General features: G+C 75.4%; 18 protein-coding genes. 2 read left to right on the forward strand and 16 right to left on the reverse strand.

Annotated elements, in window-relative coordinates; all coding sequences use genetic code 11:
* Positions 1-333: 333 nt before the first annotated feature.
* The 7 genes from ACYVI6_RS11955 to ACYVI6_RS11985 all read right to left on the reverse strand — a co-directional run bounded on the left by ACYVI6_RS11955 (position 334) and on the right by ACYVI6_RS11985 (position 9989).
* A complete protein-coding gene (locus tag ACYVI6_RS11955; RefSeq protein ID WP_460446586.1) occupies positions 334-483 on the reverse strand; it encodes a hypothetical protein in 150 nt (49 codons plus the stop codon).
* Between the two features lie 150 nt (positions 484-633).
* Positions 634-1662 carry a ketol-acid reductoisomerase gene (gene ilvC, locus ACYVI6_RS11960; RefSeq protein ID WP_460446587.1) on the reverse strand — a complete coding sequence of 343 codons (1029 nt, stop codon included), beginning with the start codon at positions 1660-1662 and terminating at the stop codon, positions 634-636.
* A gap of 46 nt (positions 1663-1708) precedes the next feature.
* Positions 1709-2221 (reverse strand): acetolactate synthase small subunit, encoded by a 513-nt coding sequence (ilvN, locus tag ACYVI6_RS11965; protein WP_460446588.1) that lies wholly within the window; start codon positions 2219-2221, stop codon positions 1709-1711.
* A gap of 2 nt (positions 2222-2223) precedes the next feature.
* Positions 2224-4026, reverse strand: coding sequence for an acetolactate synthase large subunit (locus ACYVI6_RS11970; protein ID WP_460446600.1), 1803 nt, complete (start codon positions 4024-4026; stop codon positions 2224-2226).
* A gap of 254 nt (positions 4027-4280) precedes the next feature.
* Positions 4281-6974: a putative bifunctional diguanylate cyclase/phosphodiesterase gene (locus ACYVI6_RS11975; RefSeq protein WP_460446589.1), complete on the reverse strand. Its 2694-nt coding sequence runs from the start codon at positions 6972-6974 to the stop codon at positions 4281-4283.
* A gap of 265 nt (positions 6975-7239) precedes the next feature.
* Entirely contained in the window at positions 7240-8958 is a 1719-nt protein-coding gene (ilvD, locus tag ACYVI6_RS11980) for a dihydroxy-acid dehydratase (RefSeq protein WP_460446590.1), read from the reverse strand.
* Positions 8959-9026: 68 nt separating this feature from the next.
* Complete coding sequence (locus ACYVI6_RS11985; RefSeq protein ID WP_460446591.1) at positions 9027-9989, reverse strand: NAD(P)-dependent oxidoreductase; 963 nt, start codon at positions 9987-9989, stop codon at positions 9027-9029.
* Positions 9990-10050: 61 nt separating this feature from the next.
* Between ACYVI6_RS11985 and ACYVI6_RS11990 the strand changes: the two genes are divergently transcribed.
* The gene (locus tag ACYVI6_RS11990; RefSeq protein ID WP_460446592.1) at positions 10051-11238 is read left to right on the forward strand and encodes a PQQ-dependent sugar dehydrogenase; all 1188 of its coding nucleotides are present in this window, start codon (positions 10051-10053) and stop codon (positions 11236-11238) included.
* On the opposite strand, the gene ACYVI6_RS11995 is transcribed toward ACYVI6_RS11990, so the two are convergent.
* The 9 genes from ACYVI6_RS11995 to ACYVI6_RS12035 all read right to left on the reverse strand — a co-directional run bounded on the left by ACYVI6_RS11995 (position 11225) and on the right by ACYVI6_RS12035 (position 24961).
* Positions 11225-13510, reverse strand: coding sequence for a putative bifunctional diguanylate cyclase/phosphodiesterase (locus ACYVI6_RS11995; RefSeq protein WP_460446593.1), 2286 nt, complete (start codon positions 13508-13510; stop codon positions 11225-11227). The genes ACYVI6_RS11990 and ACYVI6_RS11995 overlap by 14 nt on opposite strands.
* A 160-nt stretch (positions 13511-13670) precedes the next feature.
* Entirely contained in the window at positions 13671-15200 is a 1530-nt protein-coding gene (gatB, locus tag ACYVI6_RS12000; RefSeq protein ID WP_460446594.1) for an Asp-tRNA(Asn)/Glu-tRNA(Gln) amidotransferase subunit GatB, read from the reverse strand.
* Positions 15197-16735, reverse strand: coding sequence for an Asp-tRNA(Asn)/Glu-tRNA(Gln) amidotransferase subunit GatA (gene gatA / locus ACYVI6_RS12005; RefSeq protein WP_460446595.1), 1539 nt, complete (start codon positions 16733-16735; stop codon positions 15197-15199). Before gatA ends, gatB begins: the two co-directional genes overlap by 4 nt.
* A complete protein-coding gene (gatC, locus tag ACYVI6_RS12010) occupies positions 16735-17040 on the reverse strand; it encodes an Asp-tRNA(Asn)/Glu-tRNA(Gln) amidotransferase subunit GatC (RefSeq protein ID WP_460446596.1) in 306 nt (101 codons plus the stop codon). Before gatC ends, gatA begins: the two co-directional genes overlap by 1 nt.
* A 62-nt stretch (positions 17041-17102) precedes the next feature.
* Positions 17103-19304: a putative bifunctional diguanylate cyclase/phosphodiesterase gene (locus ACYVI6_RS12015; protein ID WP_460446597.1), complete on the reverse strand. Its 2202-nt coding sequence runs from the start codon at positions 19302-19304 to the stop codon at positions 17103-17105.
* A 102-nt stretch (positions 19305-19406) separates the two neighbouring features.
* Entirely contained in the window at positions 19407-21554 is a 2148-nt protein-coding gene (ligA, locus tag ACYVI6_RS12020; protein ID WP_460446601.1) for an NAD-dependent DNA ligase LigA, read from the reverse strand.
* A gap of 97 nt (positions 21555-21651) precedes the next feature.
* Entirely contained in the window at positions 21652-22722 is a 1071-nt protein-coding gene (locus tag ACYVI6_RS12025) for a uroporphyrinogen decarboxylase/cobalamine-independent methonine synthase family protein (protein ID WP_460446598.1), read from the reverse strand.
* Entirely contained in the window at positions 22719-23810 is a 1092-nt protein-coding gene (gene mnmA, locus ACYVI6_RS12030) for a tRNA 2-thiouridine(34) synthase MnmA (protein WP_460446599.1), read from the reverse strand. Before mnmA ends, ACYVI6_RS12025 begins: the two co-directional genes overlap by 4 nt.
* Positions 23810-24961, reverse strand: a complete 1152-nt coding sequence (locus ACYVI6_RS12035; protein ID WP_460446602.1) for a cysteine desulfurase family protein — start codon at positions 24959-24961, stop codon at positions 23810-23812. The genes mnmA and ACYVI6_RS12035 overlap by 1 nt, the downstream gene beginning before the upstream one ends.
* Before the next feature lie 256 nt (positions 24962-25217).
* On the opposite strand from ACYVI6_RS12035, the gene ACYVI6_RS12040 reads away from it, so the two are divergent.
* Positions 25218-25469 (forward strand): hypothetical protein, encoded by a 252-nt coding sequence (locus ACYVI6_RS12040; protein WP_284290310.1) that lies wholly within the window; start codon positions 25218-25220, stop codon positions 25467-25469.
* The last annotated feature ends 37 nt before the right edge of the window (positions 25470-25506 follow it).

Genomic DNA, 25506 nt, shown 5'->3' on the forward strand with positions numbered 1-25506 from the left:
GTGGGCGCGCAGCTCGGTGGCCCGCACCCGGGTGCGCGTCGTCTGCGCCGTGCTGCGGTCGGCCGGGCGGGCGCCGTCCGCACCGCTCGCGGCAGGGGCCTGCGCCACCAGCAGACCGCCGGCGAGCAGCCCGCAGGTGGCGGCGGCGAGACGGCGGGCGGTGGGGGTCGGCACGGCGGGCTCCACGGGTCGTCGAGACGGGGGTGGCTCGGGGACGCCTTCGACCGTCCGCGGCGCCGACTTGAGCCGCCGGACGAACCGGACGACCCGGACGTGCGCGAGGGCGGCCACCGGTGCCGGTGGCCGCCCTCGGGCCGCGTCGCCCCTGGGGGCTCAGTCGTCGCTGTGCCCCTGGTCGCGCAGGTCCATCGACTCCTGCAGCGCGCGGCGGGTGAACTCGTCGGTCTCGCTCATGATCGCGTCCTCTGTCGTGCTGGCACGTGGACGCCGTGGTCGGCGCGACCGGTGCCGTCGCCCACCCACGGGGTCACCGTGGCGGCGGCGGTGCCGGCGGACGCGACGCCGAGGGGTCGGTCGGTGTCGTCGTCCTGCGTCCGAACCTACCCGCGGGTTTGCTCGGACGTCCACGTATCGGCACGACGGGCTCACGTCTTGAGACGCGAGTCGCGGGCGTCAGCGCGCGGCGGTGCCCTCGGTGTAGTCGTCGTCCGACGACTTCACCCACGCCATGAGGCCGCGCAGCTCGCGGCCGGTGGCCTCGATGGGGTGCTGCTCCTCCTTGGCGCGGAAGGCCTTGAACTCCGGGGCGCCGGCGTCCTGGTCGGCGATGAAGCGCGCCGCGAACGTGCCGTCCTGGATGTCGGTCAGCACGTCGCGCATGCGGCCCTTGACCGACTCGTCGATGACCCGCGGGCCCGACACGTAGTCGCCGTACTCGGCGGTGTCGGAGACGCTCCAGCGCTGCTTGGCGATGCCGCCCTCGTACATCAGGTCGACGATCAGCTTCAGCTCGTGCAGGCACTCGAAGTACGCGACCTCGGGCTGGTACCCGGCCTCGGTGAGCACCTCGAAGCCGCTCTGCACCAGGCGCGAGACGCCGCCGCAGAGCACGGCCTGCTCGCCGAACAGGTCGGTCTCGGTCTCCTCGGTGAAGGTCGTCTTGATGCCGCCGGCGCGCAGGCCGCCGATCGCCTTGGCGTAGGCGAGGGTCAGCGGCCAGGCGTTCCCGCTGGCGTCGGCCTCGACGGCGACGATCACCGGCACGCCGCGGCCGTCGGCGTACTCGCGGCGCACCAGGTGGCCGGGGCCCTTCGGCGCGACCATGACGACGTCGACGCCGGCCGGGGGCTCGATGTACTTGAACCGGATGTTGAAGCCGTGGCCGAAGACCAGCGCCTTTCCCTCGCTGAGGTTCGGCTCGATCGCCTCGGCGTACACGTGCCGCTGCACGTGGTCGGGGGTCAGCACGACGATCACGTCGGCCTCGGCCGCCGCCTCTGCCGGCGTCACGACGCGCAGGCCCTGGGCCTCGGCCTTCGCGCGGCTCGCCGAGCCCTCCTGCAGGCCGACGCGGACGTCGACGCCGCTGTCGCGCAGGTTGAGCGCGTGGGCGTGGCCCTGGCTGCCGTACCCGATGACGGCGACCTTGCGGCTGGTCAGGGCGCTCAGGTCGGCGTCGGCGTCGTAGTACATCTCGGCCACTGGTGGTTCTCTCCTCGGATCGGTTGTCGTGCGATGAAGGTCGGTCTCAGGCGCTGCGCAGGGTGCGGTCGCTCATGCTCCGCGGGCCGCGGCCCACGGCGACCATGCCCGACTGCACGAGCTCGCGGACCCCGAAGGGCTCGAGCACGCGCAGCAGCGCGGCCAGCTTGTCGGTGTTGCCGGTGGCCTCGACGGTCACGGCGTCGGGCGAGACGTCGACGACCTTGGCGCGGAACAGCTGCACGGTCTCGAGCACCTGCGAGCGGGTGTGCTGGTCGGCGCGCACCTTGACCAGCAGCAGCTCGCGCTGCACCGAGGCGGTCGGCTCGAGCTCGACGACCTTGATGACCTCGACGAGCTTGTTGAGCTGCTTCGTCACCTGCTCGAGCGGCAGGCTCTCGACGTCGACGACGACCGTCATCCGCGAGATCTCGGGGTGCTCGGTCGGGCCGACGGCGAGCGAGTCGATGTTGAACCCCCTGCGCGAGAACAGGCCGGCGATGCGGGCCAGCACGCCGGGCTTGTCCTCGACCAGCACCGACAGCGTGTGCTTGCTCATCGTCACTCCTCCCGGTCCCACACCGGCGCGGCACCCCGCGCGTTCTGGATGGCGTCGTTGCTGACGCCGGCCGGCACCATCGGCCACACCATGGCGTCCTGGTGCACGACGAAGTCGACCACCACCGGCCGGTCGGTGATCGCGTTCGCCTGCGCGATCACGGCGTCGACGTCCTCGGGCCGCTCGCAGCGCAGGCCCACGCAGCCGTACGCCTCGGCGAGCTTCACGAAGTCGGGCACCCGGCGGGCGGCGTCGGTGTGCAGCTTGGTGTTGCTGTAGCGCTCGCCGTAGAAGAGCGTCTGCCACTGCCGCACCATGCCCAGGTTGCCGTTGTTGATCACCGCGACCTTGATCGGGAAGTCGTTGATCACGCAGGTGGCGAGCTCCTGGTTGGTCATCTGGAAGCAGCCGTCGCCGTCGACCGCCCACACCGTGCGACCGGGCTGGCCGGCCTTGGCGCCCATGGCCGCCGGCACCGAGAAGCCCATGGTGCCGAGACCGCCGCTGTTGATCCACGTGTTGGGCTCGGCGTAGTCGATGAACTGCGCCGCCCACATCTGGTGCTGCCCCACGCCCGAGGTGAAGATCGTGTGCTCGGGCGCGAGGGCTCCGAGCCGCTCGATGACGTGCTGCGGCGAGACCGAGCCGTCGCCGGCGTCGGTGTAGCCGAGCGGGTACGTCTCGCGCCAGCCGTCGACCTCGGCCCACCAGGCGGTGTAGTCGCCGCGGTGGCCCTCGGCCTCCTCGGCCTGGACGGCGGGCAGCAGCTCGCGCAGCACCTCGCGGGCGTCCCCGACGATCGGCACGTCGGCGGTGCGGTTCTTCGAGATCTCGGCAGGGTCGATGTCGGCGTGCACGACCTTGGCGTGCGGCGCGAACGTCGCCAGCTGGCCGGTCACCCGGTCGTCGAAGCGCGCGCCGAGGCTGATCAGCAGGTCGGAGCGCTGCAGCGCGGTGACCGCGGCGACCGTGCCGTGCATGCCGGGCATGCCGAGGTGGGCCGGGTGGGTGTCGGGCAGCGCGCCGATGCCCATGAGCGTGGTGACGACCGGGATGTTCGTGTGGTCGACCAGCGCGCGCAGCTCCGCGCTGGCCCCGGCGCGGATGACGCCGCCGCCGACGTACAGCACCGGGCGCTTCGCCTCGGCGATCAGCCGGGCCGCCTCGCGCACCTGCTTGCCGTGCGGCCGCGTCACCGGGTGGTAGCCCGCCAGCTCGACCTTCTCGGGCCAGCTGAACGTCGTGGTCGCCTGCAGCGCGTCCTTGCTGATGTCGACCAGCACCGGGCCGGGGCGCCCGGTGCCGGCGATGTGGAACGCCTCGGCGATCACCCGCGGGATGTCGGCCGGGTCGGTCACCAGGTAGTTGTGCTTGGTGATCGGCATCGTGATGCCGCGGATGTCCGCCTCCTGGAAGGCGTCCGTGCCGATGGACGCCGAGGCGACCTGCCCGGTGATCGCGACGATCGGCACCGAGTCCATGTAGGCGTCGGCGATCGGCGTCACCAGGTTCGTGGCGCCCGGCCCGGACGTCGCCATGCAGACGCCCACCCGGCCGGTCGCCACCGCGTAGCCCTGCGCCGCGTGGCCCGCACCCTGCTCGTGGCGCACCAGCACGTGGCGCACGCTCACCGAGTCGAGCAGCGGGTCGTAGGCCGGCAGGATCGCCCCGCCGGGGATGCCGAACACGACCTCGACGCCCTGGTGCTCGAGCGCGAGCACGAGGCTCTGCGCGCCGGTGACGGGCTGGTCGGCGGCCGGCGTGCGGCGTGCGGCGACCGAGCCGGCGACGTCCGAGGGGGTCACCCTGCTGCTGGTGGTGGTCACGTCCGTGATCCTCTCCTGCGCTGTCTGTCGGTGCTCCGGCACCCCCGACCCGGGTCCGGAGACGAAAAAACCCCTCGGCCCGGGTCGGGGCATGGCGAGGGGTCGCACGCGGTGGTCGAGCAGCGCTCGGGCTGTCGGCTCAGGCCGCGTGCCGCCGGACTACGAGGAGCTGGCGCACGCTCGCAACACTCCACCGCGGGCCCGCGGGGTGTCAAACACCGTGTCCCGCGGTCTCACATGCCGGACGACTGGTCCAGTTGGCGGACGCCGGAGCTGGTGGCGAGCGGCACGACGGCGTCCGGGCGCTCCCCCACCACGTGCAGCCGCGGCGGCATCGGGACCGGCCCGCGGTCGAGGAAGGCCAGCAGGTCGACCTCGCTGAGCGGCCGGGCCAGCGCGAACCCCTGCCCGCGCTGGACGTCCATCTCGCGCAGCAGCCGCACCTGCTCCATGCCCTCGACCCCCTCGACCGTCACCGACAGGCCGAGCGCCCGGCCGAGGCCCACCACCCGGCGCAGCAGCGCGTCGACGTCGTCGAGCTGACCCAGGCCCTGCACGAACGCGCGGTCGACCTTCAGCTGGTCGACGGGCAGCCGGCGCAGGTACTCCAGCGCCGAGTAGCCGGTGCCGAAGTCGTCGACCGCGAGGTGCACGCCCAGCCCGACCAGCCGCTCGAGCGTGGTGATGTGGCTGCCGGCCCGCTCGATGAGCACCGACTCGGTGAGCTCGAGGGTGAGCTGCTCGGGTGGCAGGCCGTGGGCCCGCAGCACCCGGTCGACGGTCGCCACGAAGCCGTCGTCGGCGAGCTGCTGCACCGACAGGTTCACCGCCACGCCGGTCTGGTGACCCAGCGCCCGCCAGCTCGCCGCCCGCGCCACCGACTGCTGCAGCACCCAGCCGCCGATCGCCTGGATGCGGCCGCGGGACTCCGCGAGCGCCACCAGCTCGGCCGCACCGAGCACCGACCGGTCGCCCTCGGTCCAGCGCAGCAGGGCCTCGGCCACCGGCACGCGACCGGTGCCGAGGTCGACGACCGGCTGGTACCGCAGGCTCAGGCCGTCCTCGACGATCGCGTGGTGCAGCCGCTGCTCGAGGTGCACGCGGCGGCGCAGCTCCTCGAGCATCTTGGGCTCGAAGACCCGCACCCTGGCGCGGCCGGCCTCCTTGGCGCGGTACATCGCCAGGTCGGCGTCGCGCACCAGGTCGCCGGGCTCGCTGCCGACCTCGCCCACGGCCACGCCGGCCGTCGCGCCGAGCACGAACTCGCGGCCGTCGAGCAGGTAGGGCTCGCCGAGCGCGGCGATGGTGCGCTCGGCCAGCGCGACGGCGTCCTCGACCCCGGTGCCGGGGGCGAGCAGCACGGTGAACTCGTCGCCGCCGAACCGGGCGGCCAGGTCGCCCGGCCGGGTCGCCGCGCACAGCCGCTCCCCCGCCTGCGCGAGCACCCGGTCGCCGGTGCTGTGGCCGCTGGTGTCGTTCACGCTCTTGAAGCCGTCGAGGTCGAAGAAGGCCAGCGCCACCGGCTGGTCGCCGTCGCCGCCGCGCAACCGGGCGGCCAGCGCCACGTCGAACGCCTGCCGGTTCGGCAGACCGGTGAGCGCGTCGCGGTAGGCGGCGTTCAGCAGCTCCTGCTGCAGCCGCACCCGCTCGGTCGCGTCGCGCACGACGAACACCACGTCGTCGCCCACCCGGCTGGCGACGGCCTCGAGGTGCAGCAGCCGGCCGTCGGCGTCGCGCAGCCGCACCTCCAGCTGCCGGGTGCCGTTCGGCTCGTGGGCCAGCGCGTCGAACGCGGCGTCGACCAGCCCGGCGTCCGCGGGCACCACCAGCTCGGACGCCGACCGGCCCAGCACCTGCTCGGCGTCGGTGCCGAGCATCGCGCGCACCGACGTCGAGACGAAGCCGATGCGGCCGGTCAGGTCGGTGCGCACGATGAGGTCGGGCGCGGTCTGCACCAGCGACCGGTACAGCTGCTCGCGCCGCACCACCTCTCCGGTCAGTCGCTGCGCGTCGAGGGCCAGCGTCAGCAGCCGCAGCACGAGCACCACGGCCACCGCCGCCAGCAGCCGCTCGCCGGTCGGGTCGAGGGTGCCGCCCGAGAGCAGCACCGAGGCCGGCACGCTGGCGCCGACCGCGACGACCACGCCGTAGACCACGCGTCCGGCCCAGACCGAGGCGCCCGCCCCGACCGGCCGCGCGACGTCGCCCGCCGCCCAGGCCGCCCCCGCCAGGCACAGGCACGACGACGCCACCCAGCTCAGCACCAGCCACGAGTCCGGCACCGGCAGCCGCCCGGCCAGCCCGGTGTCGCCCAGCCAGCTCATCGCGATCGCGGCGACGACCAGGCGGGCGCCGGCGCGGCCGCCCACCGGCCGCGAGCGCCAGGTGAGCGCGCCGACGAGCACCGCCAGGGTGCTGCCCGCGACGCCCATGCAGCCCAGCACGACGCCGAGGTCACCGCCGCCGCCGACGCCGTCGCCGAGCAGCCGCTGCAGCCCCGCGGCCCAGCCGACGAGCGTCAGCGCCCCGGTGACGGTGAGCACGTCGAGCACCAGCCAGGCCACGCCCGGGCGGTCGCGGGCGGCCAGCGCGAGGGTCAGCGCCCCGGCGACCATGCACGCCCCGGCCGCCGTGAAGAGCAGCGAGCTGCCGAGGTCGGCCTGCGCGAACCACCCGTCGTGGTCGAGCACGATCGCGACGTTGCCGACGCCGTTCGCCACCTGCGCCAGCCCCACCAGCAGCCACGCGGCGCGGTCGGGTCCGTGCAGCCGGCGCGACACCACGACGGCGACCGCCCCGGACGCCAGCCCGCTGGCCACCAGCAGCACGTCCTGCGTCGCGGAGGCGACGGCCCCGACGACCACGAGCAGCGCGGCCAGCGCGGTGGACCACCACGCGCCGCGCCGCGTGGGTCCCACGGTCGTCACGCGGCACAGCATGTCGGCTGCCCGGCGCGCACGCACGCAACTCCGGGTGCGTCGTCCCAGGTTTCTCAGCCGTCACAGCCCGGTGCGCCCGGGTGCGTCCCGGTCCGCCCCCTTCGCCCCCGCCGCCCTCCCCTGCTCGCGCGCCACGTGAAGTGGGCTCGCGCACCGTCCGAGGGGCGTGCACGCCGGTGGAACGGTGCCGCAACCCCTCCGACCCTCCCTCGGTCGGCGCGCGCGTCGTCCAGGCCGGGGGCGGGCGCGGAGGTCAGTCGCAGACGGCGCCGTGCGCGGCGGAGCCGACGAGCTTGGCGTACTTCGCGAGGACGCCGCGGGTGTGCTTGGGGCCGGGGGCGGTCCAGCCCTCCCGGCGGGCGTCGAGCTCGGCGGGGTCGACGAGCAGGTCGAGGCGGCCCTGCGCGACGTCGAGCCGGATGCGGTCGCCGTCGCGCACGAAGGCGATGGGCCCGCCGTCGACCGCCTCGGGGGCGACGTGGCCGACGCACAGGCCGGTGGTGCCGCCGCTGAACCGGCCGTCGGTGAGCAGCAGCACGTCCTTGCCGAGCCCCGCGCCCTTGATCGCACCGGTGACGGCGAGCATCTCGCGCATGCCGGGCCCGCCCTTGGGGCCTTCGTAGCGGATGACGACGACGTCGCCTGGCTGCAGCGTGCCGTCCTCGACGGCGTCCATCGCGCCGCGCTCGCCGTCGAACACGCGGGCGGTGCCCTCGAAGACGTCCTCGTCGAAGCCGGCCGACTTCACCACGGCGCCCTCGGGGGCGAGCGTGCCCTCGAGGATCGTGATGCCGCCGGTGCGGTGGATCGGCTCGGCCATGGCGCGCAGCACCTTGCCGTCGACGTCGGGCGGGGCGATCTCGGCGAGGTTCTCGGCGAGCGTGCGGCCGGTGACCGTCAGCACGTCGCCGTGCATCAGCCCGGCGTCGAGCAGCGCGCGCATGACGACGGGCACGCCGCCGACGTGGTCGACGTCCTTCATGACGTAGCGGCCGAACGGCTTGACGTTCGCCAGGTGCGGCACGCGCGCGCCGACGCGGCGGAAGTCGTCGAGGCTGAGGTCGACGTCGGCCTCGTGCGCGATCGCCAGCAGGTGCAGGACGGCGTTCGTCGAGCCACCGAACGCCATGACGACGGCGATCGCGTTCTCGAAGGCCTCGCGCGTCATGATCTGGCGGGCGGTGATGCCCTGCCGCAGCATCTCGACGACGGCCTGGCCGGAGCGGCGGGCGAAGCCGTCGCGGCGGCGGTCGGTGGCGGGCGGGGCCGCGCTGCCGGGCAGCGACATGCCGAGCGCCTCGGCCGCGCTGGCCATGGTGTTCGCGGTGTACATGCCGCCGCACGCGCCCTCGCCGGGGCAGATCGCGCGCTCGATGGCGTCGAGGTCGGCGGGCGGCATGAGGCCGCGGGCGCACGCACCGACGGCCTCGAAGGCGTCGATGATCGTGACCTCCTTCTCGGTGCCGTCGGAGAGCTTGGCGATGCCCGGCAGGATCGACCCGGCGTAGAGGAACACGCTCGACAGGTCGAGGCGGGCGGCGGCCATGAGCATGCCGGGCAGCGACTTGTCGCAGCCGGCCAGCAGCACGGTGCCGTCGAGCCGCTCGGCGCTGACCACGGTCTCGACGCTGTCGGCGATGACCTCGCGGCTGACCAGCGAGTAGTGCATGCCCTCGTGGCCCATCGAGATGCCGTCGGACACCGAGATCGTGCCGAACTCCAGCGGGTACCCGCCGGCCGCGTGCACGCCGTCCTTCACCGACTTCGCCAGCCGGTCGAGCGGCAGGTTGCAGGGGGTGATCTCGTTCCAGCTGCTCGCGACGCCGACCTGCGGCTTGGCGAAGTCCTCGTCGCCCATGCCGACCGCACGCAGCATGCCGCGCGAGGCGGTGGCCTCCGGGCCGTCGGTGACGACGCGGCTGCGGGGCTTGATGTCGGGCTGCGTCGAGGTCGTGGCGTCGGTCGTCGTCATGGCCCGGATGCTACGCCGCGGTCCGGGTGGTGGGACGCCGGTCCCGGTGGGCGGACGAGGGCGATCCGTCAGTCCGCGGTCAGCCCGTCCGTCCAGCCGTTCGCGACCACCACGCCGCGCGGACGACGGCCGACTGCCAGCCGGTCGACGACCTCCTGCAGCAGCCGCACGGCCCGCGGCGGGAACGCCGAGGTGGCGCCACCGACGTGCGGGGTGATCAGCACGTTCGGCGCGGTCCAGAGCGGGTGGTCGGCGGGCAGCGGCTCGGGGTCGGTGACGTCGAGCCCGGCCACGAGCCGGCCCCGCCGCAGGTGGTCGAGCAGCGCGTCGGTGTCGACGACCGGGCCGCGGGCGACGTTGACCAGCACCGCGCCGTCCGGCATCGCCGAGAGGAACGCGTCGTCGGCCAGGTGCCGGGTGGCGTCGGTGAGCGGCACGGTGAGCACCACGACGTCGTGCTCGGGCAGCAGCCGGGGCAGCTCGTCGACGCCGTGCACCGGCACGCCGTCGGGCCCCGCGGCGCGCGCCCGGCTGCCGACGCCGGTGACCGCGACCGGCTCGAACGGCAGCACCCGGGCGGCCACGGCCGCGCCGACGCCGCCGTACCCGACGACCAGCACCCGGCGGTCGGCGAGCGCGAGCCGGCGCGCAGGCGCCCACTCGCCGCGGTCGCCGGCGCGCACGAACTCGGGGACGCCGCGCAGCACCGACAGCGCGAGCGTCACCGCGATCTCGCTGGTGCTGGCGTCGTGCAGCCCCACCGCGTTGGCCAGCGCCACGCCGTCCGGCAGGTGCCGCACCACGTCGTCGTACCCGGCGGTCAGGGTCTGCACCAGGCGCAGGTCGGGCAGCTGCCCGAGCACCTCGAACCCGGTGGTGCCGGCGGCGTACGGCGGCACGACGACGGTCGCGCGGCGGGCCACGTCGTCGAGCCCGCGGGCGGGGTCCCAGACCTCGACGGCGACGCCGTCCGGTGCGGTGACCGCCTCGGCGAGCCGGGCTTCGGGCAGCGTCACGACGAGGTCGCTCATGCGCGCCACGGTATGCCGCGGCCGCGGGGCCGGCCCCGCCGGGACGGTGCACACTCGGTGGATGGGACGCCCGCTGCTCGTCGCCCTGCTCGCCGGTGCGCTGCTCGCGGTGCCCGCCTGCTCGGCCGCGACGGACGACGACGCCGCACCGCGAGCGGGGTCCGGTACCTCGCCTGCGTCGTCCACCCCGGCGTCCGCACCGGCGTCACCGTCGGTCCCGGCCGCGTCCACCTCGGGCGCGTCGACCGGCACCGCGACCCGGGTGACCGGGGAGCAGGTGCTGGCCCGCGACCTGCGGGTGCCGTGGGGGCTGGTGCCGATGGCCGACGGCTCGGTGCTGGTGTCGCAGCGCGACGAGGCCACCGTGGTGCGCGTGCAGCCGGACGGCGAGGTCGTGCGGCTGCGCGCGACGGGGCCGGACGGGCGGGTGCCCGGTGTCGTGCCGGGCGGCGAGGGCGGGCTGCTCGGCATCGCCGTCGACCCCGACGACCCGACGCGGCTGTTCGCCTACCTGACCGCCGAGGCCGACAACCGCGTCGTGCGGATGTCGCTGGACGGCGACCGGCTCGGTGCGCCGCGCGTGCTGCTCGACGGCATCCCGAAGGCGGGCAACCACGACGGCGGGCGACTCGCCTTCGGCCCCGACGGGTACCTGTACGTCACCACCGGCGACGCCGGTCAGCGCGAGCGCGCCCAGGACCGACGGTTTCTCGGTGGCAAGATCCTGCGCATCACCACGGACGGCGACCCCGCGCCGGGCAACCCGTTCGCCGGCTCACCGGTGTGGACGCTCGGGCACCGCAACGTGCAGGGCATCGGCTGGGACGCGCAGGGGCGGATGTACGCCGACGAGTTCGGGCAGGACACGTGGGACGAGCTGAACCGGATCGAACCCGGCCGCGACTACGGCTGGCCGCAGGTCGAGGGCGCCGGCACCGCCGACGACGTCGCCCGGGGGTTCACCCCGCCGCTGCGGCAGTGGCGCACCGACGACGCCTCGCCCAGCGGCCTGGCGGTCGGCCGCGGGTCGGTGTGGCTGGCGGCGCTGGCCGGGCAGCGGGTGTGGCGGGTGCCGCTCACCGGGTCCGGCGGCGCCGGGCGTCCGGAGTCGCTGCTCGAGGGTCGGCACGGCCGGCTGCGGGCGGTGGCCTTCGACCGCGACGGCACGCTGCTCGCCCTGACGAGCAACACCTTCCGCGGCACCCCGCGACCCGGCGACGACCAGCTGCTGCGGCTCACGCTGGGCTGACGCGGGGCGCCGACGCGGCGATCCGGGCCAGCAGCGCGGGCAGCTCGGCAGCCGGCACGGCCGCGCCGTACAGCCAGCCCTGGCCGAACAGCGCGCCGGTGTCGCGCACCAGGTCGTGCTGCGGACCGGTCTCGATGCCCTCGACGCAGACGTCGATCGGCAGAGCGGCGCCGAGGTCGACGACGGCCCGCAGGATCGCGGCCGAGCGGTGGTCGGTGAGCACGCCCTCGGTGATCGAGCGGTCGACCTTCAGGATCGTGGCGGGCAGCCGGCCGAGGTAGGCCAGGTTCGAGTAGCCGCTGCCGAAGTCGTCGATCGCGACCTGCACGCCGCCGTCCCGCAGCCGGGTCAGCTGCCGCGTGCCGCCGTCGTCCTCGTCGACGAAGACCTGCTCGGTGACCTCCACGACGAACCGGCCCGGGTCGACGTCGTGCTGCGCGAGCGTCTGCAGGAGGTCGTCCGCGAAGTCCGCGGCGCGCAGCTGCACCGGTGAGACGTTCACGGCGAGGCGGACGTCGCGCGGCAGCCACGGCGCGGCACCCAGCTCGCGCAGGGTGCGCTCGATCACCTGCCGGCCCAGCTCGACGACGAGCCCCGAGCGCTCGGCGAGCGGCACGAACTCGTCGGGCGTCACCCGGCCCAGCAGTTGGTCGTCCCAGCGGGCGAGCGCCTCGAGGCCGACCACCTGGCGGGAGCCGAGCGCGACGACGGGCTGGTAGTGCACGTCGAGACCGCCGTCGGCCAGCGTCTGCCGCAGCCGGCGCTCGAGCAGCAGCCCCCGCCGGTGCGTCGCCGCCACCGCCCCGTCGTACGTCTCGACCCGGTCGCGGCCGGCCCGCTTCGCGCTGCGCAGCGCCGCGCCGCTCTCGACGAGCACCGCCAGCGCGTCCTCGTCGCCGGACCCGGCGCCGGTGCGGTCGCCGAGGCGCGCCACCCCCACGCTCGCCGACACGCCGACCGCGCCGGAGCCCTGCACGTCGGCCGCGGCCGCGCGGGCGGCGACCAGCACCGCCTCGCCCACCCGCTCGGCGTGCAGCGCGTCGCCGGGCACGACCACGGCGAACTCGTCACCGCCGATGCGGAACACCTGCGCGTCCGCGGGCACGCCCTCGCGCAGGCGGGCGGCGACGGCGACCAGCAGCTGGTCGCCGCGGGTGTGGCCGAGGAGGTCGTTGACCTCCTTGAAGCCGTCGAGGTCGACCGAGAGCACGGCGTGCTGGCCCTCGTCGAGCCGGGCGAGCGCCTGCTGCATGGCCCGACGATTGCCCAGCCCGGTGAGCGGGTCGGTGAGCGCCTGCTCGGTGAGCCTGGCCAGCTGCGCCCGGCGGGCGACCGCCCCGTGGAGCTCGCGGCCGTGGTGCACGACGAGCGCGCACAGCGCCAGGCCGACCGACACGTGGTCGAGCTGACCGTGCACGGCGACGGTGACCAGCGAGGCCAGCAGGCAGCCGAGCGCCAGCACCGACGTCACCGACGTCACGCGCAGGTCCGACAGCAGCGTCTCGCCCTCGGCGGTGCGGGCCGGGTCGAGCCGGCGCAGCGCCAGCCCGATGACCGGCATCGCGACGCACCACATGGCCGGCGCCGCCGTCGGCACCGCGTGACCGTGCGCGGCGGCCAGGATGATCACCAGGTCGGCGACGGTGTAGAGCCCGACGCCGAGGATGGCGAGCAGCAGCGCCGGGTCGAGGTCGCGCAGCCAGGCGAGCAGCAGCAGCGAGACGATGAGCAGCTCGGCGACGATCGTGCCGAGCGCCGTGGCCGACACGGCGTCCAGCCCGTGGGGGCCGAGCACGTCGTGGAAGCCGGTCTGCCACAGGACGAGAGCGGCGACCGCGCCGAGCAGGGTGGCGTCGAGCCCGAGCCGTCCCCACTGCACGCGGCTGGTGCGCGGGCGCGGCATCCGCAGCAGCCCGGCGAACGCGATCGGCGCGGCGCAGAGCGACAGCCGGTCACCGAGGCCCAGCACGGTGCCGGTGCCGAGCAGGAAGGAGGTGCCGTTCAGCAGCTGGCCGAGACCCCAGGGCAGCATCGCCACCGACATCAGGCGCAGGGACGGCCGGGCCGCGGGGGCCGAGCGGTGCAGCGCGACGAGCAGCGCCAGTCCGGTGGCCACGGCGAGCGCCCCGCTCGCCAGGTCGCCGACCACCAGGTCGAGGTGCGCCGCCGGGTCGCTGACGAGGCCGAGCAGGAACACGACGGCTGCCGCGGCGACGCCGGCTGCGACGAGCACGAGCGCCAGCCGCGAGCGCTCCTGCGTCGACACCTGCACCCGGTGTCTATCGGCGTCCGGCCGGGGACGCTGAACCGACGCGGCAACTTGCACGTCCAAGCACCTGCCGTCCGCTGCGGGCTCGCGGCACCGTCAGGACGACCGCCGACCCGACACCCGGCCTGGGCAACCGGGCGCCGCCCTCGGCACCGCCGCCGGGTCAGGACAGGCGCTCGAGCACCAGCTCGCGCACCCGCGCCGCGTCGGCCTGCCCGCGCATCTCCTTCATGACCGCACCGATGAGCGCGCCGGCCGCGGCCACCTTGCCGTCGCGGATCTTCTGCGCGACGTCGGGGTTCGCCTCGATGGCGCGGTCGACGGCCGCACCGAGGGCGCCGTCGTCGGAGACGACCTCGAGCCCGCGGGCGGTCACGACCTCCTCGGGCGACCCCTCCCCCGCCAGCACGCCGTCGAGCACCTGCCGGGCGATGGTGTCGTTGATCCGCCCGGACTCCACCAGGCCGGCGAGCTGCGCCACCTGCTCCGGGGTGACCGGCACCGAGGCGAGCTCGCGGCCCTCGGCGTTGGCGCGGCGGCTCAGCTCGCCGGACCACCACTTGCGGGCCGCTGCCGGCGACGCCCCGGCGGCGACGGTCTGCTCGACGAGCTCGGTGGCCCCGGCGTTCACCAGGTCGCGCATCTCGAGGTCGCTGAAGCCCCACGCGTCCTGCAGGCGGCGTCTGCGGAGCGGCGGGGCCTCGGGCAGGGTGGCGCGCAGCCGCTCGACCTCGGCCGCGTCGGGGGCGACCGGCACCAGGTCGGGCTCGGGGAAGTACCGGTAGTCGTCGGCGTCCGACTTGGGCCGGCCGGACGTCGTGAGGCCGGCGCCCTCCTGCCAGTGGCGCGTCTCCTGCACGATGGAACCGCCCGCGCTCAGCCGGGCCGCCTGGCGGCAGATCTCGTAGCGCACCGCCCGCTCGACGCTGCGCAGCGAGTTGACGTTCTTCGTCTCGGTGCGGGTGCCGAACGGCACCTGCGCCTGCTCCTGCGGCGTGGCGGCGCGCGGCCGCAGCGACACGTTGGCGTCGCAGCGCAGCGAGCCCTGCTCCATGCGGACGTCGGAGACGCCCAGCGCCCGCAGCAGGTCGCGCAGCGCCGCCACGTAGGCCCGCGCCACCTCCGGCGTGCGGTCGCCGGCGCCCTCGAACGGCCGCGTGACGATCTCGATGAGCGGGATGCCCGCCCGGTTGTAGTCGACGAGCGAGTGGTCGGCGCCGTGGATGCGGCCGGTGGCGCCGCCCACGTGCAGCGACTTGCCGGTGTCCTCCTCCATGTGCGCGCGCTCGATGTCGACCCGGTAGGAGCTGCCGTCGTCGAGCACGACGTCGAGGTGGCCGTCGACCGCGATCGGCTCGTCGTACTGCGACGTCTGGAAGTTCTTCGGCATGTCGGGGTAGAAGTAGTTCTTGCGCGCGAAGCGCCCCCAGGGCGTGATCGTGCAGCCCAGAGCCAGCCCGATGCGGATGGCCGACTCGACGGCGGCGGCGTTAACCACCGGCAGGGCCCCCGGCAGGCCGAGGCACACCGGGCACACCTGCGTGTTGGGCTCGGCGCCGAAGACGGTGCTGCAGCCGCAGAACATCTTGGTGCGGGTCGAGAGCTCGACGTGCACCTCGAGGCCGAGCACCGGGTCGAAGCGCTGCACCGCCTCGTCGTAGGCGAGGACCTCGTCGGACGCGATCGTGGTCATGCCGGGATCCTCCCTGTCAGCGCGGGCGCACGGTCGAGCAGTGGTCCGCCCCAGCGCTGCTCGAGCAGCGCCTCGAGCGCGCCGCCGACGCGGTAGAGCCGGTCGTCGGCCGTGGCCGGCGCGAGCAGCTGCAGGCCGACCGGCAGACCGTCCTCGTCGGCGAGGCCGGCCGGCAGCGACATGCCCGGCAGCCCGGCGAGGTTCGCCGGGATGGTCGCCACGTCGTTGAGGTACATCGCGACCGGGTCGTCGAGCTTCTCGCCGAGCCGGAAGGCGGTGGTGGGCGCCGTCGGCGAGACCAGCACGTCGGCCTGCTCGAACGCGGCCGCGAAGTCGCGGGCGATGAGCGTGCGCACCTTCTGCGCCTGGCCGTAGTAGGCGTCGTAGTACCCGCTGGACAGCGCGTACGTGCCCAGGATGATCCGGCGCTTCACCTCGTCGCCGAAACCGGCCTCGCGGGTGGCGGCCATGACCTGCTCCGCGGTCGGGGCGGCCACGCCCTCGGGCGCCACCCGCAGGCCGTACCGCATGGCGTCGAACTTGGCGAGGTTGCTGCTCGCCTCGCTCGGCAGGATCAGGTAGTACGCCGCGAGGGCGAGGTCGAAGCTGCTGCACGAGACCTCGACGACCTCGGCGCCGGCCTCGGCCAGCAGGGCCACCGCCTCGTCGAAGCGGCTGCGCACGCCCGGCTGGAACCCGTCGCCGTTCAGCTCCCGGATCACCCCGACGCGGACGCCGGCCAGCGCCGCACCGGGGTCGCTCGCGGCCCGTGCGGCCTGCACGACCGCGGGCACGGGGGCGTCGATGCTGGTGGAGTCCATCGGGTCGTGCCCGCCGATCACCTCGTGCAGGAGCGCGGCGTCGAGCACCGAGCGGGTGCACGGCCCGGCCTGGTCGAGGCTGCTGGCGAGCGCGATGAGTCCGTAGCGCGACACCCCGCCGTACGTCGGCTTCACGCCGACCGTGCCGGTGACCGCGGCCGGCTGCCGGATCGAGCCGCCGGTGTCGGTGCCGATCGCGAGCGGCGCCTCGAAGGCGCAGACCGCCGCGGCCGAGCCACCGCCCGAGCCGCCGGGGATGCGGTCGAGGTCCCACGGGTTGCGGGTGGGGCCGTACGCCGAGTGCTCGGTGGAGGAGCCCATGGCGAACTCGTCCATGTTCGTCTTGCCCAGCAGCACGCTGCCGGCCGCCCGCAGGCGCTGCACCAGCGTCGCGTCGTACGGCGGCACCCAGCCCTCGAGGATGCGCGAGCCGGCGGTCGTCGGCAGGCCCTTGGTGGTCACGACGTCCTTGACGGCGACCGGCACGCCGGCGAGCGGGTGCAGCTGCTCCCCCGCGGCGCGCGCGTCGTCGACCGCGCGGGCGGCGGCGAGCGCACCCTCGGCGTCGACGTGCAGGTAGGCGTGCACGGCGCCGTCGACGGCGTCGATGCGGTCGAGGTGCGCCTGCGTCAGCTCGACCGACGACACCTCACCGGCCTGCAGCAGCTCGGCCTGCCGGGCGGCGGTGGTGCGGACGAGGTCGTGGTCGCTCATCAGTCCTCCTCCAGGATGCGCGGCACCCGGAAGCGCTGCTCCTCGCTCGCGGGGGCGCCCGCGAGCGCCTGCTCGGCGCTCAGGCTCGGCCGCGGCTCGTCGGGACGCGTGACGTTCGACAGCGGCAGCGGGTGCGACATCGGCGGCACGTCGTCGGTCGCGGCCTCCTGCACGCGAGCGACCGCGTCGAGGATCTGGGCCAGCTCGCCCTGGAGGCGGTCGAGCTCGGCGTCGTCGGCCTGGATGCGCGCCAGGCTCGACAGGTGCGCGACGTCGTCGCGGGTCAGCGACGGTTCTGAGGACATGCCGAGAGTCTATGGGCGGGGCCCGTCACCCCGGCGCGGGGCGGTGCCGCTGTGGACGGAGGTCAGGCGTCCACAGGCTGCGCGTCCACAGCCGGCGCGTCCACGACCGGCGCGACCGGCGGGCAGCCCGGCTCGGCGATCGGCGGGACGCCGGGCAGCAGTCGCTCGGCCAGCCAGCGGGTGGCGTCGTCCGCGAGCAGCGGCCGGGCCAGGTGCCACCCCTGCGCGGAGTCGCAGTGCAGCGAGCCGATGAGCTGCCAGGTCTCCTCGGTCTCGATGCCCTCGGCGACCACCTGCAGCCCGAGCCGGTGGGCCATCTCGGTCAGGCCGCGCACCACGACCTCGTCGTCGGGCTCGGTCACCGCCCGCCAGACGAAGCTGCGGTCGATCTTGATCTCGGTGACCGGCAGCTCGCGCAGCAGCCGCAACGACGACCAGCCGGTGCCGAAGTCGTCGAGCGACAGCCCGACGCCGAGGTCGCGCAGGGCCTCGAGGGTGATCCGCGCGGTGTCGAGGTCGGCCGTCAGCACCCGCTCGGTGATCTCGAGGGTGAGCAGCGCCGGCTCGACGCCGTGGTGGGCGAGCCGCTGCCGCAGCCGGCCGACCAGCTCGAGGTCGACCAGGTCGCGGAACGACACGTTGACCGCGACCGGCACCCGCATGCCGAGCGCCGTCCACCGCCCCATCTGGGCCAGCGCCAGCTCGATGACCTCGTCGGTCAGCCGGCGCATCAGGCCCGACTGCTCGGCGACGGGGATGAACTGGTCGGGCGGCACGAGGCCGCGCACGGGGTGCCGCCAGCGCACCAGCGCCTCGACGCCGACCACCCGCTTCTCGTCGAGCGTCGCCTTCGGCTGGTAGTGCAGCTCGAGCTGGCCGCGCTCGATGGCGGTGCGCAGCCCGCTGATGATGCCCATGCGCGAGGCCGAGCTCTCGTCGCGCGAGGACTCGTAGACCTCGACGCCGGTGCGCTCGTGCTTGGCCAGGTACATGGCGATGTCGGCGCGGGTGAACAGCACCTCGTAGGCGTCGGCGTGGTCGGGCACGAGCGCGACGCCGATGCTGCCCTCGAGGTCGATGGCCTGCCCGTCGATCTCGAGCGGCACGTCGAGGGCGGCCTGCAGCCGCACGGCCACCTCCAGGGCGGCCTCGACGTCGCGCACCCGGCGCAGCAGCACGGCGAACTCGTCGCCGCCGAGCCGCGCCACGAGGTCCTCGGGGCGCAGCGCGCCGGTGAGCCGGGTGGCCACCGCCCGCAGCACGGCGTCGCCGACCTGGTGGCCGAGCGCGTCGTTGACCTCCTTGAAGCGGTCGAGGTCGAGCAGGAACAGCGCGCAGGGCTCGCCGGTGCGGGCGGAGTCGGCGATCGCGTGGGTCGCCTCGTGCACCAGCTGCTTGCGGTTGGCCAGGCCGGTCAGGTCGTCGTGGGTGGCCTGCTCGTGGCTGACCCGCGACGCGGCGGCGCTGCGCTCGATGGCGATCATCGGCACGACGGTCAGCACCACGAGCTGCGGCGCGTGCTGCATGAGCACGACGACGAGCGGGGCCAGGCCGTACTGCGCGCACGAGACCGCGGCCTGGAAGGGCAGGTCGTCGCGCATGAGCCGCCACGGGTGCTCGCCCTCGAACGCGGCGACGGCGATCCACACCAGCACGTTGTTCGCGGCGAAGCAGGCGACGGCGGCGAGCACGATCGGCAGCAGGTCCCACAGCGTCGCCGGCACCCAGGGGTGCTCGAGCGTGGGCCGCCGGCCGGCGGCGGCCAGCACAGCCCACCCGGCGGCGCCGGTCAGCACGTACTGGCCGAGGTTGAACAGGGTGCGCCGTGCCGACTTGCGCTCGACGAGCCCGGAGATCGTGATGGCCACCGCGTGCAGGACGACGGCGGGCACCAGCCCCTGGTGCAGCAGCACCGGGAACACGAACGTCGTCGAGAGCGTGACGCCGTTCGGGTCGGCGGTGCCCGACCCCAGCACCGGCCGCACCTCGCCGAGCACGACGAGCGCCAGGCAGGTCCCCAGCGCCAGCAGCTGACCGGGCGGCACGTGGGCCAGCACCCGCGGGTCGAGCCGCAGCAGCACCAGGGCCAGCAGCCCGACGCCGAGCACGGTGACGAGCGTCAGGTAGTTGGCGAAGAGCCGGGGGTGCGCCGCGGACGTGACGTCGTTGCGGGCCTCGACCGAGGCCGCGGAGACGACGCGTGCTGCGTGAGCGGCGGTCGGCTGCGGGTGCTGGTGCACCACCGCGTCGTGCGTCGCGCTCACCGTCACCTCGCCGTCCTGGCTGTCGTGGCTGTCGTCGTGGCGCGCGTCCTGCGGCCCCTGGTGCCCATCGGCAGCGGCCCGACGGACCTGAAGCCGGGGCCGTCAGGTGACCGGATCCGGGGCGGCCGGCGGCTCGTCGGTCGGGGCGGCGGGCGGCGGGCCCTCGGCGAGCAGCTGCCGGAAGCCGGCCTCGTCGAGCACGGGCACCCCCAGCTCGACCGCCTTGTCGTGCTTGGTGCCGGGGTTCTCGCCGACCACGACGTACGACGTCTTCTTCGACACCGACCCGGACGCCTTGCCGCCGTGCCCGAGGATCGCCTCGCGGATCTCGTCGCGGCTGAACCCCTCCAGCGAGCCCGTGACGACGATGCTCAGCCCCTCCAGGGTGCGGGGGGTCGACTCGTCGCGCTCGTCCTGCATCCGGACGCCGTCCTCGGCCCACTTGTCGACCAGGGCGGCGTGCCAGCCGATGTCGAACCAGTCGTGCAGCGCCTCGGCGATCGTGGGGCCGACACCCTCGACCTGCGCCAGGGAGGCCTGGTCGCCGGCGGCCAGCTCGCGGATCCGCTGCAGCGACCCGAGCTCTCGGGCCAGCGCGCGCGCCGCCGTCGGCCCGACGTGCCGGATCGACAGCGCGACGAGCACCCGCCACAGCGGCTGCTGCTTGGCCTTCTCGAGGTTGTCGAGCAGCTTGCGGCCGTTGGCCCAGAGCGTGCCGTCCTTCTTGGTGAAGGCCGGGACGCCGGTCAGCGCGGCCTCGGTGAGGCGGAACAGGTCGCCCTCGTCCTGCACCCGGCCGGCGTCGAGCAGCGCCGACGCGCTCTCGTAGCCCAGCGCCTCGATGTCGAACGCGCCGCGCGAGGCGACGTGGAACAGGCGCTCGCGCAGCTGCGCCGGGCACGAGCGCGTGTTCGGGCAGCGGATGTCGGCGTCACCCTCCTTCTGCGGTGCGAGCTCGGTGCCGCAGGCCGGGCAGTGCGTCGGCATGACGAACTCGCGGGCGCCCTCGGCGTGCTCGCCGTCGGCGCCGAGCACCGGCGCGAGGATCTCGGGGATCACGTCGCCCGCCTTGCGCAGCACCACCGTGTCGCCGATCCAGACGCCCTTGCGTCGCACCTCGGAGGCGTTGTGCAGGGTGGCCATCGAGACGGTGGAGCCGGCGACGAGCACCGGCTCCATCACGCCGAACGGCGTCACCCGGCCGGTGCGGCCGACGTTGACCTGGATGTCGAGCAGCCGGGTCGTGACCTCCTCCGGCGGGAACTTGTAGGCGATCGCCCAGCGCGGCGCCCGGCTGGTCGACCCGAGCCGGCGCTGCACCGACAGCTCGTCGACCTTCACCACGATGCCGTCGATCTCGTGCTCGACGTCGTGCCGGTGCTCGCCGTAGTACCGGACCATCTCGACGGCCCCGGCGACGTCGTCGACGACCCGCACGTGCGGGCTGGTCGGCAGCCCCCAGGCGTGCAGCAGCTCGTAGGCCTGCGACTGCCGGGTGATGTCGAACCCGTCGCGGGCGCCGAGGCCGTGCACGATGAGGTGCAGCGGACGGGTCGCGGTGACCTTCGGGTCCTTCTGCCGCAACGATCCGGCGGCCGCGTTGCGCGGGTTCGCGAACGGCGCGCGACCGGCCTCGACCAGCCCGGCGTTCAGCTCCTCGAACGCCTCGACCGGGAAGTACACCTCGCCGCGCACCTCGACCAGCGCGGGCAGGTCGTCGCCCTGCAGCCGCTGCGGCACGTCGCGCAGCGTGCGCACGTTCAGCGTGACGTCCTCGCCGGTGCGGCCGTCGCCGCGGGTGGCGCCGCGCACCAGGCGGCCGTGCTCGTAGACCAGGTCGATGGCGACGCCGTCGACCTTCAGCTCGCACAGCCAGTGCCAGCCGCCGTCGCCGCCGTCGCGCTCGACCCGGGCCGCCCACGCCGTGAGCTCGTCGGTGCTGAAGACGTTGTCGAGGCTCAGCATCCGCTCGAGGTGGTCGACCGCGCCGAACTCGGTCGAGAACGTGCCGCCGACGGTCTGCGTGGGGCTGTCGGGCACCCGCAGCCCCGGGTGCGCCTCCTCCAGCGCCTCGAGCCGGTGCATCAGCGCGTCGAACTCGCCGTCGCTGATGCTGGGCGCGTCGCGCACGTAGTAGGCGAAGCGGTGCCCGCGCACCTGGTCGGCCAGGTCGTCCCACTCGTGCCGCGCCTCGGCGGGCACGGCGGCGCCGGCCTGCTCGCTGGGCTCGCTCGGCTCGACGTGGTCGATCGGCTCGGCGGGGGGCTGCTCGGTGCTGCGGCTCACGGTCGACACTCTGCCGCAGGCCACCGACAACCGCCCGGCCTCCGCGCCCGCGCGCCCCGACTCAGTCCTGCGCGCGCTCGTCGACCTCGCGGGCGACCTCGACGGCCCGGGCCAGCACGGCCCGAGCCGAAGCGGGTGCGGCACCCGCGAGGCCGCACGTCGGCGTGACCACGACCTCGCGCAGCCCGGCGAGCGGCAGACCCACGCGGCGCCACGCGGCGACCAGCCCACCGGCCACCTGCCCCGTGCCGGGCAGCGGTCCGGACGTCGGCAGCACGCCCGCCCAGCACCGGGTGCCGGCCTCGACGGCGGCGGCGACCGACTCCCACCCGTTCGGGCCGAGCAGCGAGGTGTCGAGGGAGAGCGCGTCGGCGCCGGTGCGGGCGAGCAGCGCGACCGGGGTGTCGGGAGCGCAGCAGTGCACCGCCGTCGTCGCACCCGCTGCGTGCACGGCGTCGACGACGTCGGTGATCGCCCGCTCGGCGGTGCCCGGCTCGATCGCCCGCAGCACGCCGTAGCCGGACGCGGTGGGCAGGTGCCCGGCCAGCACGGCGGGCAGCGACGGCTCGTCGAGCTGCAGGACGACCCGCGCGCCGGGCACCAGCCCGCGCACCTGGCGCACCAGCTCGGCGGCCGACTCGGCGAGCGACCCGGTGACGTCGCGCACCGCGCCGGGGTCGACGACGGCGCGCTCGCCGCGGGGCAGCCACACCGACGCGGCGAGGGTCCAGGGTCCGGCCAGCTGCAGCTTCAGCGGCCCGGTCCACCCGTCGAAGGCGGCGGCGAGCCGGTCGAGGTCCTCGCGCCAGAACGCCTCGGCCCTGGCCTGGTCGCGGCCGGGGTGCGACACCAGGCGCCAGCCCATCGGCTGCAGGTCGACCGGCAGGTCGACGAGCCGCGCCGCCGACCGCCCGATCAGGTCGGCGCCCGGCCCGCGGCCCGGCAGCTCGGGCTGGTGCGGCAGGTCTGGCAGCTCGCCGCTCACCACGCGCAGCGCCTCGGCGACGTCGGTGCCCGGCCAGCTGCCCAGGCCGGTCGCCACGGCGCCGGTGGGCTCGGGCTCGACCGCCGCGTCGCTGCCGGATCCGGGCAGCAGCAGGCCGCCCTCGGCCCCCCGCGCATGGTCGCTCACGCGGGCTGCACCGTGCGGTCGGTGGCCGCGATCGTGGCCGCCCCGACGACCCGGTCGCCGTCGTACAGCACGGCGGCCTGGCCGGGTGCGACCCCGCGCAGCGGGCGCTCGAGCTCGACGACGAGCCGATCGCCCACGCCGTCGTCGTCGGTCAGTCGCACCGTGCAGGGCACCGCCTCGCCGTGGGCGCGCACCTGCACCCGCAGCCGGTCGCCGTCGCGCGCGGCCGGCCCGCACCAGCGCACCGGGCCGCAGCGCAGCCCGAGCACGTCGAGCCGCTCGGCCGGGCCGACCACGACGGTGCCGCTGACCGGCTGCACGTCGAGCACGTAGCGGGGGCGGCCGTCCGCGGCGGGGCGTCCGATCCGCAGGCCCTTGCGCTGCCCGACGGTGAACGCGTACGCCCCGTCGTGGTGGCCGAGCACCGCGCCCTGCTCGTCGCGCACCTCCCCCGGCCGCGACCCGAGCCGGTCGGCGAGCCAGCCCGCGGTGTCGCCGTCCGGCACGAAGCACACGTCGTAGCTGTCGGGCTTGGCGGCGACCGGCAGGCCCCGGCGCGCGGCCTCGGCGCGCACGTCGTCCTTCACCGACCCGCCCAGCGGCAGCACGGCGCGGGCGATCTGCTCGGGCGTCAGCACCCCCAGCACGTACGACTGGTCCTTGCGGTGGTCGGCCGCGCGCAGCAGCCGGCCGCCCTCGACGCGCGCGTAGTGACCGGTGCACAGCGCGTCGAAGCCCAGCGCCACCGCCCGGTCGAGCAGCGCCGCGAACTTGACCCGCTCGTTGCAGCGCACGCACGGGTTCGGGGTGCGCCCGGCGGCGTACTCGGCGACGAAGTCGTCGACCACCGCGGCCTGGAAGGTCTCGGCGAGGTCCCACACGTAGAACGGGATGCCGAGCACGTCGGCGCTGCGGCGGGCGTCCGAGGCGTCCTCGATCGTGCAGCAGCCGCGAGCGCCGGTGCGCTCGGCCTGCGGGCTGCGCGACAGCGCGAGGTGCACCCCGACCACGTCGTGACCCGCCTCGACCGCCCGCGCGGCGGCGACCGCCGAGTCGACGCCGCCGCTCATCGCGGCCAGCACCCGCATCAGGACGCCCGGGTGGCCAGGGACGCGCCGCGCGACCGCTCGACCGCGGCGGGCAGGGCGGCGAGCGCGGCGTCGACGTCGGCGTCGGTGGTCGAGTGGCCGAGCGACAGCCGCAGCGCACCACGGGCCAGCACCGGGTCGAGTCCCATCGCGAGCAGCACGTGGCTGGGCTGCGGCACGCCGGCCTGGCACGCCGAGCCGGTCGAGCACTCGATGCCGGCGGCGTCGAGCAGGTAGAGCAGGGAGTCGCCCTCGCACCCGCGGAACGCGACGTTCAGGTTGCCGGGCAGCCGCAGCGCGGGGTCGACCGGCGCGCCCACCAGCTCCGCCTCGGGCACCGCCTCCAGGACGCCGGCCAGCAGCCGGTCGCGCAGCGCGCGCACCCGGTCGGCGCGGCCGGGCAGCGACCCGTCGGACTGCTCGGCGCGCTCCGAGAAGGCCCGCGCGCTCGCGGCGTCGAGGGTGCCGCTGCGCACACCGCGCTCCTGCCCGCCGCCGTGCACCAGCGGCTCGAGCTCGGCACCGCGGACGGCGACCAGCGCACCGACGCCCACCGGCCCGCCGAGCTTGTGGGCGGTGACGGTGAGCAGGTCGACGCCGGACGCCGCGAAGTCGACCGGCACCTGGCCGACCGCCTGCACGGCGTCGGTGTGCACCGGCACGCCGTGCGCGTGCGCGAGCCGCACCACGTCGTCGACCGGCTGCAGGGTGCCGACCTCGTTGTTCGCCCACATCACGCTGACCAGCGCGACGGACGCCGGGTCGCGGGCGATCTCGGCCTCGAGCGCCGCGACGTCGAGGCGGCCGGTGCGGTCGACCGGCAGCAGCACCGCCTCGGCGCCCTCGTGCGCGGCGAGCGCCTCGGTGGCATCGAGCACGGCGTGGTGCTCGATGCTGCTCACGAGCACCCGGCGGCGACGGTCGTCGGCGCGCCGGCGGGCGCGGTAGGTGCCGATCACGGCCAGGTTGTCGGACTCGGTGCCCCCGCTGGTGAGCACCACCTCGCTGGGCCTGGCCCGCACGGCGGCGGCCAGCTGCTCGCGCGACTCCTCGACGACGCGGCGGGCGCGGCGGCCGGCGGTGTGCAGCGAGGACGGGTTGCCCACCCGGGCCAGCTCGTCGGCCATCGCGGCGACCGCCTCGGGGACCATGGGGGTGGTCGCCGCGTGGTCGAGGTACGCGGAGGGCGTCGTCACCGCAGCAGTCTAGGCCGCGCCACCGACGGGCCCGGTGGGCACCGCGTCACGCTCGGTGCGGCCGCTGCCACGCCGGGCGGCCGAGGCACCCGGACGGGCGCCGCACGCGCCGTCCGCCGCCGGTCACCGACGGTGCGCCACCCCGCCCCCTTCGGCCGGACGTCGGCCGGCGCGGCACCGCGCCCCGCTCGCCGCGCCTAGCGTCCCCGGCATGCGAGCGACCACCACGTCGACCCTGGTGCTGGCCACCGTCACCCTCTCGACGTCGGCGGCCACCCTGGCCACCGTCACCGTCCTGCTGGGCTGGTGGAGCCCGAGCACCGCCGAGGCCCTGGCGGTCGCCGGCGGCGCGCTGCTGGCGGCGGCGGGCTTCCTGGGGCTGGCGCTGCACCGTCCCGCCCCGGCCCCGCAGCGGCCCGAGCGCTGGGCGCTGCGCGGCCGTCGTCCGGTGGCCTGGGGGTGAGCGCGCAGGTGAGCGTGCAGGTCGGCCCGGCGCGCAC

The sequence above is a fragment of the Angustibacter aerolatus genome (assembly GCF_054776675.1).

What these genes read in the sequence shown, in the direction of transcription:
- ilvN (WP_460446588.1), bottom strand. Translation starts at nt 2,221, where the DNA reads ATGAGCAAGCACACGCTGTCGGTGCTGGTCGAGGACAAGCCCGGCGTG.
- ilvD (WP_460446590.1), bottom strand. Translation starts at nt 8,958, where the DNA reads ATGACGACGACCGACGCCACGACCTCGACGCAGCCCGACATCAAGCCC.
- ACYVI6_RS11985 (WP_460446591.1), bottom strand. Translation starts at nt 9,989, where the DNA reads ATGAGCGACCTCGTCGTGACGCTGCCCGAAGCCCGGCTCGCCGAGGCG.
- ACYVI6_RS11990 (WP_460446592.1), top strand. Translation starts at nt 10,051, where the DNA reads ATGGGACGCCCGCTGCTCGTCGCCCTGCTCGCCGGTGCGCTGCTCGCG.
- gatB (WP_460446594.1), bottom strand. Translation starts at nt 15,200, where the DNA reads ATGACCACGATCGCGTCCGACGAGGTCCTCGCCTACGACGAGGCGGTG.
- gatA (WP_460446595.1), bottom strand. Translation starts at nt 16,735, where the DNA reads ATGAGCGACCACGACCTCGTCCGCACCACCGCCGCCCGGCAGGCCGAG.
- gatC (WP_460446596.1), bottom strand. Translation starts at nt 17,040, where the DNA reads ATGTCCTCAGAACCGTCGCTGACCCGCGACGACGTCGCGCACCTGTCG.
- mnmA (WP_460446599.1), bottom strand. Translation starts at nt 23,810, where the DNA reads ATGCGGGTGCTGGCCGCGATGAGCGGCGGCGTCGACTCGGCGGTCGCC.
- ACYVI6_RS12035 (WP_460446602.1), bottom strand. Translation starts at nt 24,961, where the DNA reads ATGGTCCCCGAGGCGGTCGCCGCGATGGCCGACGAGCTGGCCCGGGTG.
- ACYVI6_RS12040 (WP_284290310.1), top strand. Translation starts at nt 25,218, where the DNA reads ATGCGAGCGACCACCACGTCGACCCTGGTGCTGGCCACCGTCACCCTC.